This window comes from Roseobacter sp. HKCC-CH-9351, from assembly GCF_037830295.1.
In the GTDB taxonomy this organism is placed as follows: domain Bacteria; phylum Pseudomonadota; class Alphaproteobacteria; order Rhodobacterales; family Rhodobacteraceae; genus M30B80.
Genome location: NZ_JBBLYM010000001.1, coordinates 1,853,669 through 1,869,073 on the forward strand (window position 1 = coordinate 1,853,669; position 15,405 = coordinate 1,869,073).

At 54.6% G+C, this 15,405-nt stretch carries 16 protein-coding genes; 3 read left to right on the forward strand and 13 right to left on the reverse strand.

Annotated elements, in window-relative coordinates:
- The first annotated feature begins 103 nt into the window (after positions 1 to 103).
- On the forward strand, positions 104 to 979 hold the full coding sequence (tsf, locus tag AAC632_RS09275) for a translation elongation factor Ts (RefSeq protein ID WP_340296675.1): 876 nt from the start codon (positions 104 to 106) through the stop codon (positions 977 to 979).
- 297 nt (positions 980 to 1,276) lie between these two features.
- On the opposite strand, the gene AAC632_RS09280 is transcribed toward tsf, so the two are convergent.
- Positions 1,277 to 1,585: a sigma factor-like helix-turn-helix DNA-binding protein gene (locus AAC632_RS09280; RefSeq protein WP_340298736.1), complete on the reverse strand. Its 309-nt coding sequence runs from the start codon at positions 1,583 to 1,585 to the stop codon at positions 1,277 to 1,279.
- On the opposite strand from AAC632_RS09280, the gene AAC632_RS09285 reads away from it, so the two are divergent.
- Positions 1,520 to 1,693, forward strand: a complete 174-nt coding sequence (locus AAC632_RS09285; protein WP_340298796.1) for a hypothetical protein — start codon at positions 1,520 to 1,522, stop codon at positions 1,691 to 1,693. The genes AAC632_RS09280 and AAC632_RS09285 overlap by 66 nt on opposite strands.
- Positions 1,694 to 1,750: 57 nt before the next feature.
- Here the strand turns inward: AAC632_RS09285 and AAC632_RS09290 are convergent, their stop codons facing one another.
- From AAC632_RS09290 to AAC632_RS09325, 8 genes are all read right to left on the reverse strand, one after another.
- Positions 1,751 to 2,026: an autoinducer binding domain-containing protein gene (locus AAC632_RS09290; RefSeq protein WP_340296673.1), complete on the reverse strand. Its 276-nt coding sequence runs from the start codon at positions 2,024 to 2,026 to the stop codon at positions 1,751 to 1,753.
- Positions 2,027 to 2,219: 193 nt separating this feature from the next.
- The gene (phoB, locus tag AAC632_RS09295; protein WP_340296672.1) at positions 2,220 to 2,906 is read right to left on the reverse strand and encodes a phosphate regulon transcriptional regulator PhoB; all 687 of its coding nucleotides are present in this window, start codon (positions 2,904 to 2,906) and stop codon (positions 2,220 to 2,222) included.
- A 22-nt stretch (positions 2,907 to 2,928) separates the two neighbouring features.
- Complete coding sequence (phoU, locus tag AAC632_RS09300; RefSeq protein WP_340296670.1) at positions 2,929 to 3,642, reverse strand: phosphate signaling complex protein PhoU; 714 nt, start codon at positions 3,640 to 3,642, stop codon at positions 2,929 to 2,931.
- A gap of 22 nt (positions 3,643 to 3,664) precedes the next feature.
- Positions 3,665 to 4,453, reverse strand: coding sequence for a phosphate ABC transporter ATP-binding protein PstB (gene pstB, locus AAC632_RS09305; RefSeq protein WP_340298735.1), 789 nt, complete (start codon positions 4,451 to 4,453; stop codon positions 3,665 to 3,667).
- A 24-nt stretch (positions 4,454 to 4,477) separates the two neighbouring features.
- Positions 4,478 to 6,247, reverse strand: coding sequence for a phosphate ABC transporter permease PstA (pstA, locus tag AAC632_RS09310; RefSeq protein ID WP_340296668.1), 1,770 nt, complete (start codon positions 6,245 to 6,247; stop codon positions 4,478 to 4,480).
- The gene (gene pstC / locus AAC632_RS09315; protein WP_340296667.1) at positions 6,247 to 7,815 is read right to left on the reverse strand and encodes a phosphate ABC transporter permease subunit PstC; all 1,569 of its coding nucleotides are present in this window, start codon (positions 7,813 to 7,815) and stop codon (positions 6,247 to 6,249) included. The genes pstA and pstC overlap by 1 nt, the downstream gene beginning before the upstream one ends.
- Before the next feature lie 96 nt (positions 7,816 to 7,911).
- Entirely contained in the window at positions 7,912 to 8,931 is a 1,020-nt protein-coding gene (locus AAC632_RS09320) for a PstS family phosphate ABC transporter substrate-binding protein (protein WP_340296665.1), read from the reverse strand.
- A gap of 209 nt (positions 8,932 to 9,140) precedes the next feature.
- Entirely contained in the window at positions 9,141 to 10,196 is a 1,056-nt protein-coding gene (locus AAC632_RS09325; protein WP_340296663.1) for an ATP-binding protein, read from the reverse strand.
- Between the two features lie 188 nt (positions 10,197 to 10,384).
- Between AAC632_RS09325 and AAC632_RS09330 the strand changes: the two genes are divergently transcribed.
- Positions 10,385 to 10,759, forward strand: a complete 375-nt coding sequence (locus AAC632_RS09330; RefSeq protein WP_340296662.1) for a hypothetical protein — start codon at positions 10,385 to 10,387, stop codon at positions 10,757 to 10,759.
- Between the two features lie 8 nt (positions 10,760 to 10,767).
- Here AAC632_RS09330 and AAC632_RS09335 read toward each other — a convergent pair whose 3' ends face one another.
- The 4 genes from AAC632_RS09335 to obgE are packed head-to-tail and all read right to left on the reverse strand — an operon-like array spanning position 10,768 to position 15,388.
- On the reverse strand, positions 10,768 to 11,952 hold the full coding sequence (locus AAC632_RS09335; RefSeq protein ID WP_445322637.1) for a trans-sulfuration enzyme family protein: 1,185 nt from the start codon (positions 11,950 to 11,952) through the stop codon (positions 10,768 to 10,770).
- Positions 11,949 to 13,184: a glutamate-5-semialdehyde dehydrogenase gene (locus AAC632_RS09340; RefSeq protein WP_340298733.1), complete on the reverse strand. Its 1,236-nt coding sequence runs from the start codon at positions 13,182 to 13,184 to the stop codon at positions 11,949 to 11,951. The genes AAC632_RS09335 and AAC632_RS09340 overlap by 4 nt, the downstream gene beginning before the upstream one ends.
- Positions 13,185 to 13,223: 39 nt before the next feature.
- Entirely contained in the window at positions 13,224 to 14,330 is a 1,107-nt protein-coding gene (gene proB, locus AAC632_RS09345; protein WP_445322667.1) for a glutamate 5-kinase, read from the reverse strand.
- A 17-nt stretch (positions 14,331 to 14,347) separates the two neighbouring features.
- A complete protein-coding gene (obgE, locus tag AAC632_RS09350; RefSeq protein ID WP_340296660.1) occupies positions 14,348 to 15,388 on the reverse strand; it encodes a GTPase ObgE in 1,041 nt (346 codons plus the stop codon).
- Between the last annotated feature and the right edge of the window lie 17 nt (positions 15,389 to 15,405).

A 15,405-nucleotide genomic window follows, 5' to 3' on the forward strand; every position in this document is an offset into this window, starting at 1 on the left:
CTAAGTTTGGCGGGAAAGCGCGCCTTTCCCGCTCAACTGACATATCTGTGACATATCGGTGGGGCATATCCCCGCCTGACTTACAAATCAGGAGATTCTCACCATGGCAATTACTGCTGCAATGGTAAAAGACCTGCGCGAAGCAACTGGCGCAGGCATGATGGACGCAAAAAAAGCGCTGACCGAAACCGATGGCGATTTTGACGCCGCGATTGACTGGTTGCGCACCAAAGGTTTGGCGAAAGCGGCCAAGAAATCTGGTCGCACCGCGGCCGAAGGTTTGGTTGCTGTTGCAGTCTCAAACGGCAGCGCGGTTGCGGTTGAAGTGAACTCGGAAACCGATTTCGTTGCGAAAAACGCTGAATTCCAATCCATGGTTGCAGGCATCGCGCAAGCGGCGCTTGACGTGGATGATGTAGACGCCTTGAAAGCGGCGGATATGGGCGGCAAGCCTGTTGAAACCGTGATCACCGATGCGATTGCGAAAATCGGTGAAAACATGGCGCTGCGCCGCATGGCAAAATTGTCGGGCCAGACGGTTGTGTCTTATGTGCACAACGCCACGGGTGATGGCATGGGCAAGATCGGCGTTCTCGTCGCGTTCAATGGCACCGATGAAGGTTTTGCCCGTCAGGTGGCGATGCATGTTGCAGCGGTGAACCCTGCATCCTTGTCTGCGGATGATCTGGATCCTGCGATTGTGGAAAAAGAGCGTCAGGTGCAAATCGAAATCGCGCGTGAATCTGGTAAGCCAGAGGCCGTCATCGAGAAGATGATCGAAGGCCGTATGCAGAAATTCCTCTCCGAGGTGACCTTGGTGAACCAAGCCTTCGTCATCAACCCAGACCTGACTGTCGCGGCTGCAGCGAAAGAAGCGGGTGTTGAGCTGACAGGGTTTGTGCGCCTTGAGGTTGGTGAAGGCATTGTGGTTGAGAAAGAAGATTTCGCCGCAGAAGTTGCTAAGGCCGTTCAAGGCTAACTCCGCACCAAATTACGAAACAATGAAGGGCAGGGGGCAACCCCTGCCTTTTTTTTGTAAAATGAAAACGGCGTCACTCAGGCACACGAATGACGCCGCCAACAGCCCGCTTTTTATTTGGGGACGCGGGACTGACAGGTTGCTTTAGGTACAACCTGTATGTGCCTGTGGGGGACATAGCGTTATTATATTCAATTTAAGAACATTCGACACTGAAGAATTCCTCAGGGCTGACCATGGTCACGCAACTGTGAGATAGGTTAATAATTAGTTAATAAAATTATTCTGAAATCAACTTTAAATAAAAATTTGATTTAAAACAAGTGCCTTAGCGGCAGCCTGTGCTGTTGTGTCAACCTGTAGCACATCTCGTGCGCCGCGTAGACGTTTTTCAACCGTTGTTATATTTATCTCCATGGCAAAGGCTATTTCGCGCATGGTGCGTCCCTTTATCACCAATTCCAATGCTTCGCGCCGCCGTTGGGTTAGGATTCGCAAATGTGGCGAGACTGGCAGGGCAGTGGCGCATAGGTGAAACAGATGACAATAGGCAAAGATAATTTCACCGTGTTCATCCCATATCTCGATAAGCGCCTTTTGGGTCATATGTTCTGCGCCGATCAATCCGAATTCCGCATTCGCCGCATGGTGGCGTCGTGGCAGCGAGACTGTATATCCCGCTGTGATCGCGTGAGCCGTAAAAAGCTCATATAATTCGCGCTCGGCACGAGATAACGCGGTTCCGTCAGGTGGCGCTGAAGACAGATGCGTTTAAGGTTCTGCACCAGTGTTGGACATGGCCCATTTGACGATGGGACAGGCGCGATAGAGATTTTCGCCAACATAGCCCGCAATCAACGTTTTTGGGCAGTTGTGCAGGATACGGTTGTCATGCGCGTGACCCGTTTTGCCAAATTCAGCAGCAATCGGGCTGGTGGCATATATGAAATAGCGAAAGCTGTAAGACGTCAGCATCTCTTGATTAAGCGTGACCAAGCTCTTGGCATCAGCGCAGGCTAAGTAACGCGCAGTTCGTGCATCAACCATAACAACCCCCAAGTTTAGCGAATTAAATGTATCTGCGCGGGGGGGATGGCTGTCGAGCGAACATTATTTCTTTTTTAAATTAGGTAGTTGCAATGCTTTATTGAAGTGATCTCGCGTGTTTCCACATCACAAAAATTAACATAATCATGATTATCGGATAAACGGATGGGCGCAAAATCGCGCGCCCCCATGATCACCCAAGCGCGTATCCAGCGCCGCGCACAGTGCGAATTGGGTCACCCTCGCCCCCGCCTCGCAGCGCCTTGCGCAGACGGCCAACATGAACATCGACTGTGCGACTGTCGACATAGATATCGCGGCCCCAGACGCGGTCGAGTAATTGTTCACGGCTCCAAACGCGACCTGGGCGTTCCATGAACGCGGTCAGCAAACGAAACTCAGTCGGCCCAAGATTAATCTGTGCGTCACCGCGGAATGCGCGATGTGCGCTGGTGTCGAGTTTGATATCCTCATATTCCAATGTCTCTCCCACCGAAGATGGCCGTGTGCGGCGCAACTGGCTGCGGGTGCGGGCCAAAAGCTCGGCCAAGGAATAAGGTTTAGTGACATAGTCATCAGCGCCCGTCTCAAGGCCGCGAATTTTGTCGACCTCTTCGGATCGCGCAGAAAGCATGATCACAGGTATCCGCGCCGTTTGCGTGCCTGACTTTAACTGACGACACACTTCGATGCCTGACACATTGGGCAGCATCCAATCCAAGATAATCAAATCGGGCGGTGTTTCGCGCGCGATAAGCAGTGCCTCATCACCGCTATCGGCGGTCAGCACATCGAACCCTTCGGCCGCGATATTATAGGCCAAAACCTCGCGCTGTGCGGGTTCGTCTTCGACAACCAAAATTACGGGAGAATGTGCCATGTTACGCTACTTTTTTGTTTGATTACAACTTGTTAGAGGCTTCAGAGATCACATCTTGCTTGGGGCGGATATCCTCAGGCATTGCGCCCGTTACAAGATAGACCACCTGCTCGGCAATCGAGGTGACGTGATCCCCCATGCGCTCAATATTTTTTGCCATAAAATGCAGATGCATACAGGCCGTAATTGATCTTGGATCTTCCATCATAAACGTCAGATATTCGCGGAAAAGTGCAGAATAAATCTGATCAATTTCAAGATCGCGCTCGCGCACATCTTCGGCCAAGCCCAGATCCCGTTGGATATAGGCATCAAGCACATCTTTAAGCATCAGTTCCACCTCGCGCGCCATTCGGCGCAGTGAGGCAGTTGCGCCCTCAATCGGGGGCTGCGCCATCACCGCATGGCTCCGCTTGGCGATGTTTTTCGAATAATCCCCAATCCGTTCCAAATTGGTCGAGACACGGAAAACAGAAAGCACAGTGCGCAAATCGGACGCTGTAGGCGAGCGCAAGGCCAAAATGCGCGCGGCTTCTTCGTTCACTTGGGTTTCCAAGGCATCAATGGCCGCGTCCCCTGCCCGCACCAGATCGGCCAGTTCAGGGTCGCGCGTGTCCAAAGCCAAGACCGATTTATGGATCGAGTCCTCGACCAACCCGCCCATCTTCATGATCCCCGCCTGAATGCTCTCTAGGTCGCGGTCAAATGAGGAAACGATATGTTCATTCGTGTTCATGGCAGCCCTTCCAAGCTGAGAATTAGCCGATACGGCCCGTGATATAGCTTTCGGTGCGCGGGTCTTCGGGATTGGTGAAAATCTTTGAGGTGTCGTCAAATTCAACCAAGTTTCCTAGGTGGAAAAACGCGGTCTTTTGGCTGACGCGCGCTGCCTGCTGCATCGAGTGGGTTACAATCACCACCGAATAATTGCTGCGCAGCTCATCAATCAATTCTTCCACCTGCGCGGTCGCGATAGGGTCAAGCGCTGAACAAGGCTCGTCCATCAGCAAAATCTCAGGGTTGGTGGCCACAGCCCGCCCGATACAAAGGCGCTGCTGCTGCCCGCCTGATAGACCCGTTCCTGGGGCATCAAGGCGGTCTTTCACCTCATTCCACAGGGCCGCACGGCGCAAACTTTTTTCGACAATCTCGTCTAGATCAGCCTTGCTGCGGGCCAAGCCGTGGATGCGCGGGCCATAGGCCACGTTTTCGTAAATGGATTTTGGGAATGGGTTTGGTTTTTGGAATACCATGCCCACCTTGGCGCGCAATTGCACAGGGTCAACTCGGCGGTCGTAAATATCCTCGCCATCAATGCGAATATCGCCCTCAATACGCGCAATCGAGATGGTGTCATTCATGCGGTTCAAACAGCGCAGAAAGGTCGATTTCCCGCAACCTGACGGGCCAATAAAGGCGGTCACAGTTTTATCGAGAATATCGACATTCACATCCTTAATCGCATGGGTGCCGCCATAATAGACCTGCACATTGCGCGCGGCGATCTTTATGGCATCCTCGCCTGCAATAAGGGTGTCGAGTTGCATATTATTCACTTTCGTCTCCATGACTTACCACCTCCGCTCGAATTTACGGCGCAGGATAATGGCGAGGAAGTTTAACAAGAACAGAAGGGCCAGCATCACGATAATCGCGGATTGTGCCAAACCTTCGCGCACAGGCGCATCTTCATTTTGTGCCAAAAGGTAAACAACCGTTGGCATCGATTGTGTCTGCTCCAACAGACCCCCGCTGAAGGGAGAGGATAGCAGATCCGCGCCCGTTGATACAGACAGACCAATCAACAGCAAAGGTGCAGTTTCCCCAAGGGCCTGCGCGATACCGATAATTGTGCCCGTTAGAATGCCGGGTGCTGCGAGGGGCAGAATATGGTGGAACATGGCCTGCACCTTCGAGGCCCCTACCCCAAGCGCTGCTTCGCGGATTGACGGCGGCACCGCCTTGAGAGCCGCGCGGGTGGCGATCACAATGGTGGGCAGGGTCATCAAAGACAGAACAAAACCACCAAGCAAAGCCGTGCCGCGAATGGAGGTCGTAATGCCAAGATCCGTTAGCGCGAACAAAATCGCAGCCCCAAGGATACCGAACACGATGGACGGCACCGCCGCAAGGTTGGCAATGTTGATCTCGATGAAATCGGTGAACTTGTTTTTGGGCGCAAATTCCTCAAGATAAATCGAGGCTGCGACCCCAAAAATTAGCGAGAACACCAAGACCACCAGCATCATATAGAGCGAGCCCATCAAGGCAGGGCCAATCCCCGTGATTTCACCGCTTTGCGAATAAAGATTGGTGAAGAACTTCCAATGTAAATGGCGATTGATGATGTCGGCCTCAACCATAGCATCCGCCATGGCCAGATGACCCAATTCAAAACCAGGTGGCATATCGGACTGACCGCGGCCTTGCAATTCACCCGTCAGATAGCGGGTGAGTGAGATTGCAACTGGCACGCCAGTGAATTCAGTTTCGCCGACCAGATTAGGATTAGCCATGAGGTAATCACGCGTATCACGGCGATTGGCGGCATAGATCATCGAGGCCAAGGCCGCGTCATCAAATTCCGCGGGTTGGCGCATCAGACCTGCGGCATCGAGTAAGGCAGATTGCAGGCCAGTTTGCGCCAATGCGGCGGCAGCAGCGGGCATGGCGTCATCCGTGATCCCATCGGCAATGGCCTGAACCTGTGACGCGGCAGATGCAAAGCCCGACCCAGAAAGGGCCGTAACGGCAGCCTCAAGCGCGGTATTTGCGGCCGCGATATCATCGCCCTCAAGGGCAGATTGTGCCCCGCGCAAGGCGCTGCCCGCTTGGCCGAAGATGCGGGCGACATCGCCGCCTGCGACAGCACCGTTTCGCAGATCCGACAAAGGCACCCCTGCCCCATCCATAAGCCCTGCTTGGGCAAGAATTTCCTCCGCGCGGTCAGCATAGCGCGCGGTCACAGTGGCCATCACATCAATCCCTGCGGCCTCAATTGTGGCTTTGAGGGAGTTTGCGTAAATCCCGCGCTCAAACCCCGAGCGCAGGCTGACATCAGCGATTTCCTCTGGCGTAACTTCGCCCCCGTTTTCATTCAGAATTGCAGGGTCATAATAGAGTTCAATCTCGGCTTGATATTGCCAGAGCGCAGGGATGCCGCGCGAGACGATTGACCACAGAAGCACACACAGGAAAAACAAAACCAATGTGATGGCCGAGATGCCAAAAATGCGCAGCGCAAGACCCTTTTGGTGACGCTTTTGCACCTGTTCTGAGCGCGCATATAGCGATTGTATCTTGTGCTTTGACAGATCAGAGGGGTTGGACAGATCAGTCATCAGTCATACTGCTCCCGATATTTGGCAACAATCCGCTGTGCGAGCAGGTTCAACCCCAGCGTGACGAAGAAGAGCGTGAAGGCCAGCGCGAAAACCGCCAGAACATCGATCGAGTCGAACCCTGACCCCTCGCCCGTGAGGACGGCCACGATGCGGGTTGTCACAGTCACAACCGCCCCGAATGGGTTTGGCTCCAACCCTGTGACCGAGGACAATGCGCCAGCAGCCAGAACCACAATCATGGTTTCCCCGATCGCGCGGGATGCGGCCAAAACGATGGCGCCCACAATACCTGGCAGGGCGGCAGGCAAGATCACCTTTGTCACTGTTTCCGCAGGTGTTGCCCCCAGACCAAGCGAGCCATCGCGCATCGCCTGTGGCACGGCGTTGATCACGTCATCTGACAAAGACGAGACGAACGGCACCAACATCATCCCCATCACCACGCCTGCGGTTAGAATCGAGACCGTGTTGGGCATAATTGTTGATCCCACGACCGCCTGCAAAAAGGGGCCGACTGTCACAAGGGCGAAGATACCATAGACGATTGTCGGGATCCCCGCGAGGATCTCTAGCGCGGGTTTGATCGTGGCGCGCAATGCGCTTGGGGCGAATTCCGACAGGTAGATTGCCGCAGAGAGGCCCAAGGGAACCGCGACCAAAAGTGCCACAAGCGCGATGTAAAGCGTGCCCCAGATCAAAGGCAAAAACCCAAGCGCCGAGACATAGCTGCCATCTGGCCCCTCAGGCGCGCCCGCAACATCGCCTGCAGGGGCCCACTCCATCCCAAAGAGGAAATTGAAAATCCCATATTCCTTGAAAAAGGCCAAGGTGGGGAATGTGATGGCCGATAGAATGCCAACAGTCGTCAAAATGGCGATGGTGGAGGCAAAGATCAAAAAGGCAAGGATCCAACGCTCGACCGAGATGCGCGCGCGGAAATCGCGATTGATCAATTTCAGACCATAGAGAAACCCGCCGATGGCCAAAAATATTGCGCCGAGCCGCCCTGTCAGTTCGACCGTGGCGTTAAGGCTGCGCAGGCGCAAAGCGGTTTCAAACATTTTTTGCGAGATATTCGCGCCAATAATTTGCCCGTCATCACGCAAGCGCTGCGCCAACGAAGTGAAATCTACACGCCAGCCCTCAATATCGGCTTCGGTTGTGTTGCCATTGGCAATATAGCCATCAATCGCAACTGCCAACCCTTTGACATTCGCCACGAAGAGATCGCGCTGCGCGGCAAGGCGGACATCTATCTCGTCCTGCGGCAAGCCATCGGTGACGTCAGCGGATAACTGCAATTCAGGTGCATTGGGATCAATGATTGAGGCAGTATAGCTGTTCGAAGCAATCCCTGATCCAATCGACCAGAGGATAATGAAAATCAGTGCTGGCACAGAGGCTGCAAGGGCCACATGCATGCCATGTTGTTTCGGAAGCGAATGCAGGCTCGAATCAACCCCGTTTGCGACAGAAATTGCGCGGGCGCGCCCGATAAAAAAGCCCACAATCGCAAGCGCTGCGATTAGGGCCAAAACAAGCGAAATGCTGATGGTCAGGGGCATTTGGTCGTCCGCTCTGCTCTTGTAAGTTTTGCCCTTTGGGCGGGGTGGATCTGGGCGGTGGAACCGCCCAGACCGAATTTAGAGAACTGTCAGATCTTAGAGGCCTGCAACCATTGCTTGGGTCGCTGCCAATTCTGGATCAGGAACAAGGCCGTATTCAGCCAATGGGCCACCAGGGCCTGCTATTTCGTCAGAGATGAAAAACTCAACATATTCCTTCAAACCTAAGATCACGCCGATATGCTCTTGCTTGACATAGAACTGCAGAGGGCGCGATACGGGGTATTCGCCAGATGCGATTGCATCAACGGTTGGGGTCACGCCAGACATAGTCGCAACCTGAAGACGGTCGGTGTTGTTTTCATAGAAAGACAGACCGAATACGCCAAGACCTGTTGGGGTGCTGTCGAGATTTGCAAGCGTCTGTGTGTAGTCGCCTTCGATATCTACAGAACGGCCATCGGTGCGCAGGGTCATGCAGGCTTCTTCAACCGCATCTTCGTCCATGCCCATAGCAGCCATTGCTTCTGCTGCGCCAGTTTCCTCACAGCCTGCGAGGATCACGTTTTCTTCGAAAACTTCGCGTGTGCCGTGGTTCGTGCCAGGAACGAACATGTTGATTTCCTGAGAAGGAAGATCGCCATTTACGTCAGCCCATTTGGTGTTTGGGTTGGCAACCATTGCGCCATCAACAGGCAACTCAGCGGCAAGCGCCAAGTAGATATCTGCAGGTGTGAAAGCGAAGGATGGGCCATTGATGTCAGAGGCGAATACGATGCCGTCATAGCCAATGCGAACTTCGATTGGGGTTACACCGTTGCCTGCGCATACTTCCCGTTCGGAGTCTTTCATCAAGCTAGAGGAGTTCGCGATATCGATTGTGCCTTCGCCAACGCCTTCGCACAGCATACGGCGACCAGTGGACGAACCGCCACCCTCAACAACGGGGGTTGCGAAATCGGTTTCAGCGCCAAACGCTTCGGCTACGATATTTGCATAAGGCAGAACCGTGGATGAGCCCGCGATGCTGACATAGTCACGGCTTTGCGCGGCTGCGCCCGTTGCGGACAATGCCGCCAAGGCAAGGGCGGAAACGGTCAATTTTGTGAAAGACATTCTTCTGTCACTCCAAGTGGTTTTCGGGTTGGCAGAACGGGCACCAGTGCCGCGCTCTTGTGGGCCTGCCTATGCGTGGTTCGCCAAGCTTTTGTGACAGAAACGTAACAGTTATATGACAATGCCCTCGGATCGCCCGAATTTTGTGAAAATTCTGCGAAATTCCGAAATTTTGAGCATTACTTTAGGAAAACGGCGACTTCCAATTGTTATTCGCTCGGAAGAATCACGGAAAAGCAGCTGCCTTTCCCCTGTTCCGAAGTGATTTTCAAACGCCCGCGATGGCGCTGGACGATGTGTTTTACAATCGCAAGGCCCAAACCCGTTCCCCCCATGGCGCGACTGCGGTGATTGTCCACGCGATAGAATCGCTCTGTCAGGCGCGGGATGTGCAAAGGATCAATTCCTTCCCCTTGATCGATGACATCGACACATAAAAGCCTGCCCTTCAGGCTGCCCTGCCCTGTCTCGTGGCGCATCTTGATTGTTATGGTCTTGTTCTGTCCGCCATATTTCAGGGCGTTTTCAATAAGGTTGCGGAAAACCTGTGTCAGTTGATCGCTGTCGCCGCGCAATTCGGTGCTGACATCATCGGGGCACTGTATAATCAACTGACAGCCGCTTTCTTCGACCAAGGGTCGCAAGGCCGCCTGCACGCGCGAGACTACATGCATCACGTCTATCACCTGATCGGGGCGTTGACGCTGTTGCGATTCAACCCGTGACAGCGACAAAAGATCCCCGATCAGGCGGTTCATCCGCTGTGCTTCATCTTGCATGATCTGCAAGAAACGCGATTGTGCTGCGGGGTCTTTGGCGGCAGGCCCGCGCAGTGTTTCGATAAACCCAAGAATTGCCGTAAGCGGGCTGCGCAATTCATGGCTGACATTGGCCACAAAATCACGGCGCATTTCTTCGACCTCGGTCAGATGGGTGACATCTTCGAAATGCAAGACAATGCCAAGCTTTGCCTCGGGCAAGGCTGTGATGCGCACGATAAACCGCTCGGCACCTGCGGTGCTGGTTTGGATAAATTCCGCCTCGGATGAGATCTCAGATTGCAAAACCTGTTCAATGGCCTGTGCCAAAGTGGGCTGGCGAAACAGTGTCACATAAGAGCGGCCTTGCGCCCATGTTCCAAACATGGCCTCGGCTTCTTCGTTTTGTTCGAGTAAAATACCATTCGGCCCCAAGCGCACCATTGGGTCAGGCACGCAATCGAACATGGCTGTCACAATTGCCTCAAAGGAATGGGTGTTGCTCATTTTGTAGGCCTTTTCGGGGGGTAAAGGGTCGAATCAATACGCCCCTTAGCTTCGCCAAGTTTCGGAAAATGTCGACCGCCCCTTTTTTTTGTGCTTTTTCATTCTAATTTATTGCATCTGTAACGATTTTGCTGCGGATAATGGATTAGGCGTCAGGTCTTAGATGTCCGAATTGAGAGTGCGAGACGATGTCATCGGCTTCGAATAATGACACCGCGTTGGGTCAGATGCGCAACTTGGTTTTGGTGGATGTTCCCCCAAATCTCGCCTCCCGTTTGCCGCGCATGGTGGTTGATGCCGCGGAAATGGTTATTGCGGCGAATATTGATAAAATGCCCGAAATTTTGGCCACTGAGCGCCCTGATATGGTGATCTCACCCTTGATTGGCCCGAAATTTGATGCGATTGAATTGGCGGTTCAACTGCGCAAGGCCGTATTTCGGGGACGGCTGGTGGTCATTTGCGATAAGCTGCCTGACCCCTCTTTGATCCGACAAGAACTGGAAAATCAGGCCTTGGGGTTCACGGTTAGCCTGTTGGTTTTGGGCGATAAGGACAGGTAGATCAGGGTTTAGACCGCTGCTAATGCCGCTGTGAAATCGGATTTCAGTTGCGTCACATCTTCAATCCCGACTGACAGGCGGAAAAAGCCTTCGCTGATGCCAAGGGCCGCGCGCCCCTCTGGCGTTAAGGCGCGGTGACTGCTCGAGGCGGGATGGCTAAGAGAGCAGGCCACATCCCCCAATGTGGGCGCAAAGGCGATATTGGGGGCCGCTTGCACAAAACGATTGGCCGCATCGCGACCGCCCTCAATCTCAAAGGACAGCATATTGCCCCCCTGCCCCTCAAATAGCGCCATGGCGCGGTTGTGATCAGGGTGATCGGGACGCGTTGGATAAAGCACACGCTTTACCTTTGGATGATGGGCTAAAAATTCGGCCAAGGCGGCTGCATTTTCCTCTGCCCGCGCATAGCGCAGATCAAAGGTGAAGAGACCCCGTTCCGCGAGCCAACATTCATAGGGTGCAGGAGTCATGCCCGTTGTGACCGCAAAATCATAGATCGCTTTGCGATGGTCTGGGTTTTTCGCAGCAACATAGCCCAAGGTCACATCGGCATGGCCCGCCAAAAGTTTCGTCACGGAATGGATGATGATATCTGCCCCGACCTGATAGCTGCGCATCATTGCGGGCGTTGTAAAGGTGTTGTCCAAGACCATAATCACACCATTTTGGGCGCAAATCTCGGCAATGCCTGCCATATCGGCCACACGCAAGGTGGGGTTTGAGAGGGCTTCGACCAGAACCAATTTCGTGTTGGGGCGAAGGGCGCGTTTTAGGCTTGGCGCATCGGTCGGATCAAACTGACCCGTTTCAATTCCAAAACGCGGCATGTCTTGCGACATCAAGCGCAAGGAGCGGCCATAAAGCTGGTCAGCGCCAATCATGTGATCGCCGGCCTTCAAAAGCCCAAGAAGTGCGGCGGTGATTGCGGCCATGCCAGAGCCCGTGATCAGGCCGCCCTCTGCGCCTTCTAGCGCATCAATACGCGCGGCCAATGCGGCGGCGTTAGGATGACCTTCGCGCGCATAGGTATAGCCCGCCAATTGTCCGCTATATTGCGCGTCCAGCTGGTCAGGGCTGCCTGCGGCATAGACCACGGATTGGTGCAAAGGCGTGGCCACTGGCCGCGCCGCGCCAATATCCATGGCTTGGCGGCGGATAATCTGACTGGTGGTTTTAGGATCGTTACTCATGCGCGGGTCGTCCCATTTCCTTTGACGATGTATTTGAATGAGGTCAGCTGCTCTGCGCCTACGGGCCCGCGGGCGTGCATTTTGCCTGTGGCGATACCAATTTCAGCGCCCATTCCAAATTCCCCACCATCGGCGAATTGGGTTGAGGCGTTGACCATCACAATCGCGCTGTCGACATTCGCGGCAAAAATCTGTGCGGCCTCAGGGTTTTCCGTCAGGATCGCATCCGTATGGCCCGAGCCAAACAGGGCAATATGATCCATCGCAGCAGATAGGTTTTCTACTGGCTTGGCGGCGATGATCATATCCAAAAATTCCTTGCCAAAATCGTCTGGTGCGGCGCGGTTTGTGCCTGCGATATTGGCCAAAGCCCCATCGGCGCGCACCTCAACCCCTGCGGCAAGAAGTGCGGCAATAATGGCTTCCGCATGGCTATTGATCGCGTCTTGATGGATCAGCAAACATTCAGCCGCGCCACAAATACCTGTGCGGCGGGTTTTTGCATTTAACACCACGCGCAGCGCCTTATCCAAATCGGCATCTTTGTCGATATAGATATGACAGATGCCTTCAAGATGGGCAAAGACAGGCACGCGGGCCTCAGCCTGCACCAAACCGACCAAGGCCTTGCCACCGCGCGGCACGATGACATCAATCTGTCCTTGTGCATTCAACATGGCGCTGACAGCCGCGCGATCCCGTGTTGGCACGATTTGCACGGCCTCTGCGGGCAGGCCAGCCTCAGTAATGCCACGCACAATCGCGGCATGGATGGCGCGCGAAGAATGAAAGCTTTCCGATCCCCCCCGCAAGATCACGGCATTGCCAGATTTCAGGCATAGCGCCGCTGCATCCGCAGTCACATTGGGGCGGCTTTCATAGATGACGCCAATCACGCCAAGCGGGGTGCGCACGCGGGCGATATGCAACCCTGTGGGCCTGTCCCATTCTGCAATCGTGGCGCCAATCGGATCGGGCTGTTCTGCAATCGCCCGCAGGCCACCCACGATATCGCGCAGTCGATCCTCGGTCAGGGTGAGGCGATCCATCATCGCCGCTGTCAGCCCTTTTCCACGTCCGCAATCCAGATCTTGCGCATTCGCGGCCAGAATATCCGCGCGGAATTTCCACACATAGTCTGCCGCGCCAATCAGGGCTGCATGTTTGCGTTCAGCCGATGCTATGGCCAAGGCGCGCGCCGCAGTTTTCGCGCCCGAGCATAGGCCGTTCATCAATCCTGTGATATCTTCTGTCACTAGCACAACCCTCCCTTATAAGGCCATGTCATCGCGATGCACCAAGGCCGCGCGCCCTGGATAGCCAAGTAATTCTTCAATCTGATCAGAATGATGGCCTGCAATAATCTTGGTTTCATCGGCACTATAGCGCGACAAGCCAATTCCGATATGCGCGCCGTCTTGGCCAAGCAGTTCTACAGGATCGCCGCGCAAGAAACTGCCTGAAACCTTATGCACCCCAGCAGGCAGCAGAGACTTCCCCAGATTGAGCGCGCGCAACGCGCCTGCGTCCAAGATCAGGCTGCCTTTGGGCTTCATTCCCAAAATCCAACGCTTGCGCGCATCTTGGGGGTCGAGTGTTGGAATAAACCATGTCACCCGCGCGCCGCCCTCAATCGCCGAAAGGGGCGCACTCAACGCCCCTTGGGCAATCGCCATGGCGCATCCTGCACTCATGGCATTGCGTGCGGCCATCAGTTTGGTTTTCATTCCACCCTTTGACAGACCCGTTCCCGCATCGCCTGCCATCGCGTCGATCTCAGGGGTGATGTCATGGATCACGGGGAAATGTATGGCGCTTGGGTCTTGTGAAGGGTTGGCGGAATAAAGCCCATCCACATCTGACAACAAAATACATTGATCCGCGCCCGCCATGGCGGCCACATTCGCCGCCAGACGATCATTGTCGCCATAGCGGATTTCATCAGTGGCAATAGTGTCATTTTCGTTGACGATGGGAACAGCACCCTGTGCGAGAAGCGTTGCAAAAGTCGCGCGCGTGTTCAAATAGCGCCGCCGATCCTCGCTATCATCCAAGGTCAGCAGGATTTGTGCGGCCGTGATCCCATGCGGGGCGAGATATTCTTCATAGGCGCGGGCCAAACGGATTTGCCCTACGGCGGCGGCGGCCTGCGCCTCGTCAAGGGCGAGCGCCTTGGCCCCAAATCCAAGCACGCCGCGACCAAGCGCTATTGAACCAGACGACACCACGATCACATCCGTGCCGCGAGTGCGCAGCCGCGCGATATCCGCGGTCAAATCTTGCAACCATGCCTCGCGCAATTGGCCCGATACACCATCGACCAAAAGGGCCGAGCCGATTTTAACCACCAATCGCCGCGCCTGTGCCAGTTGCGGCACCGCATGCTGGGGCTGTGTTATGGCCGCCACGCTTCGTCTTCCTTTGCGTCCAATTTCTTTTGGCGCAGATTGCTGTCATCAATCCCCGCGCGCAAGAGCCGTAACACCTCGGTCACGCCTGTTTTTGCGACCCCTGACATCAACATGACTTTACCGCCAATCGCCTTTTGCAAGGCCTCGCGCTTTTCGGCGATTTCTTCATCGCTGAGTGCGTCAATTTTGTTGAGAACTATGACACGGGGCTTGTCATACAGCGCGTCTGAATAGGCCTCTAGCTCGGTCAGAATGGTTTCACAATCACCCACGACATCCTCGGATGTGCCATCAATGAGATGCAACAAGATCGCGCAGCGTTCGATATGACCCAAGAAGAGATCGCCAAGCCCCCTGCCCTCAGATGCGCCTTCGATCAAACCAGGGATGTCAGCAACCACAAATTCGACCCCATCGACCCCAACAACCCCCAAATTGGGGTGCAGGGTGGTAAAGGGATAATCCGCGATTTTCGGGCGGGCATTGGACGTTGCTGCGAGAAATGTCGATTTCCCCGCATTTGGCAAACCCAAAAGCCCCGCATCCGCAATCAGTTTAAGGCGCAGCCAAATGGTGCGCTCGACCGCCTCTTGGCCAGGATTTGCACGGCGGGGGGCCTGATTGGTGGCAGATTTGAAATGTAAATTCCCAAAGCCACCATTTCCCCCCTTGGCCAACAGCACGCGCTGGCCAACCTCGGTCAGATCGGCGATGACGGTTTCCATATCCTCGTCTAGGATTTCTGTGCCCGCAGGCACGCGCAAAATGATCTCGTCACCATCTTTGCCCGTGCGCTGCCGCCCCATGCCAGGCTGCCCGTTTTTGGCAAAGAAATGCTGCTGATAGCGAAAATCAATGAGGGTGTTTAGCCCATCAACCGCAACCGCCCAGACATCACCGCCGCGCCCGCCATCGCCACCATCAGGGCCGCCATATTCAATGAATTTTTCGCGGCGAAAGCTGACGCAGCCAGAACCGCCCGCGCCCGAGCGGATATAAACTTTGGCAAGATCAAGGAATTTCATAAGTTCACCTTTCGCGG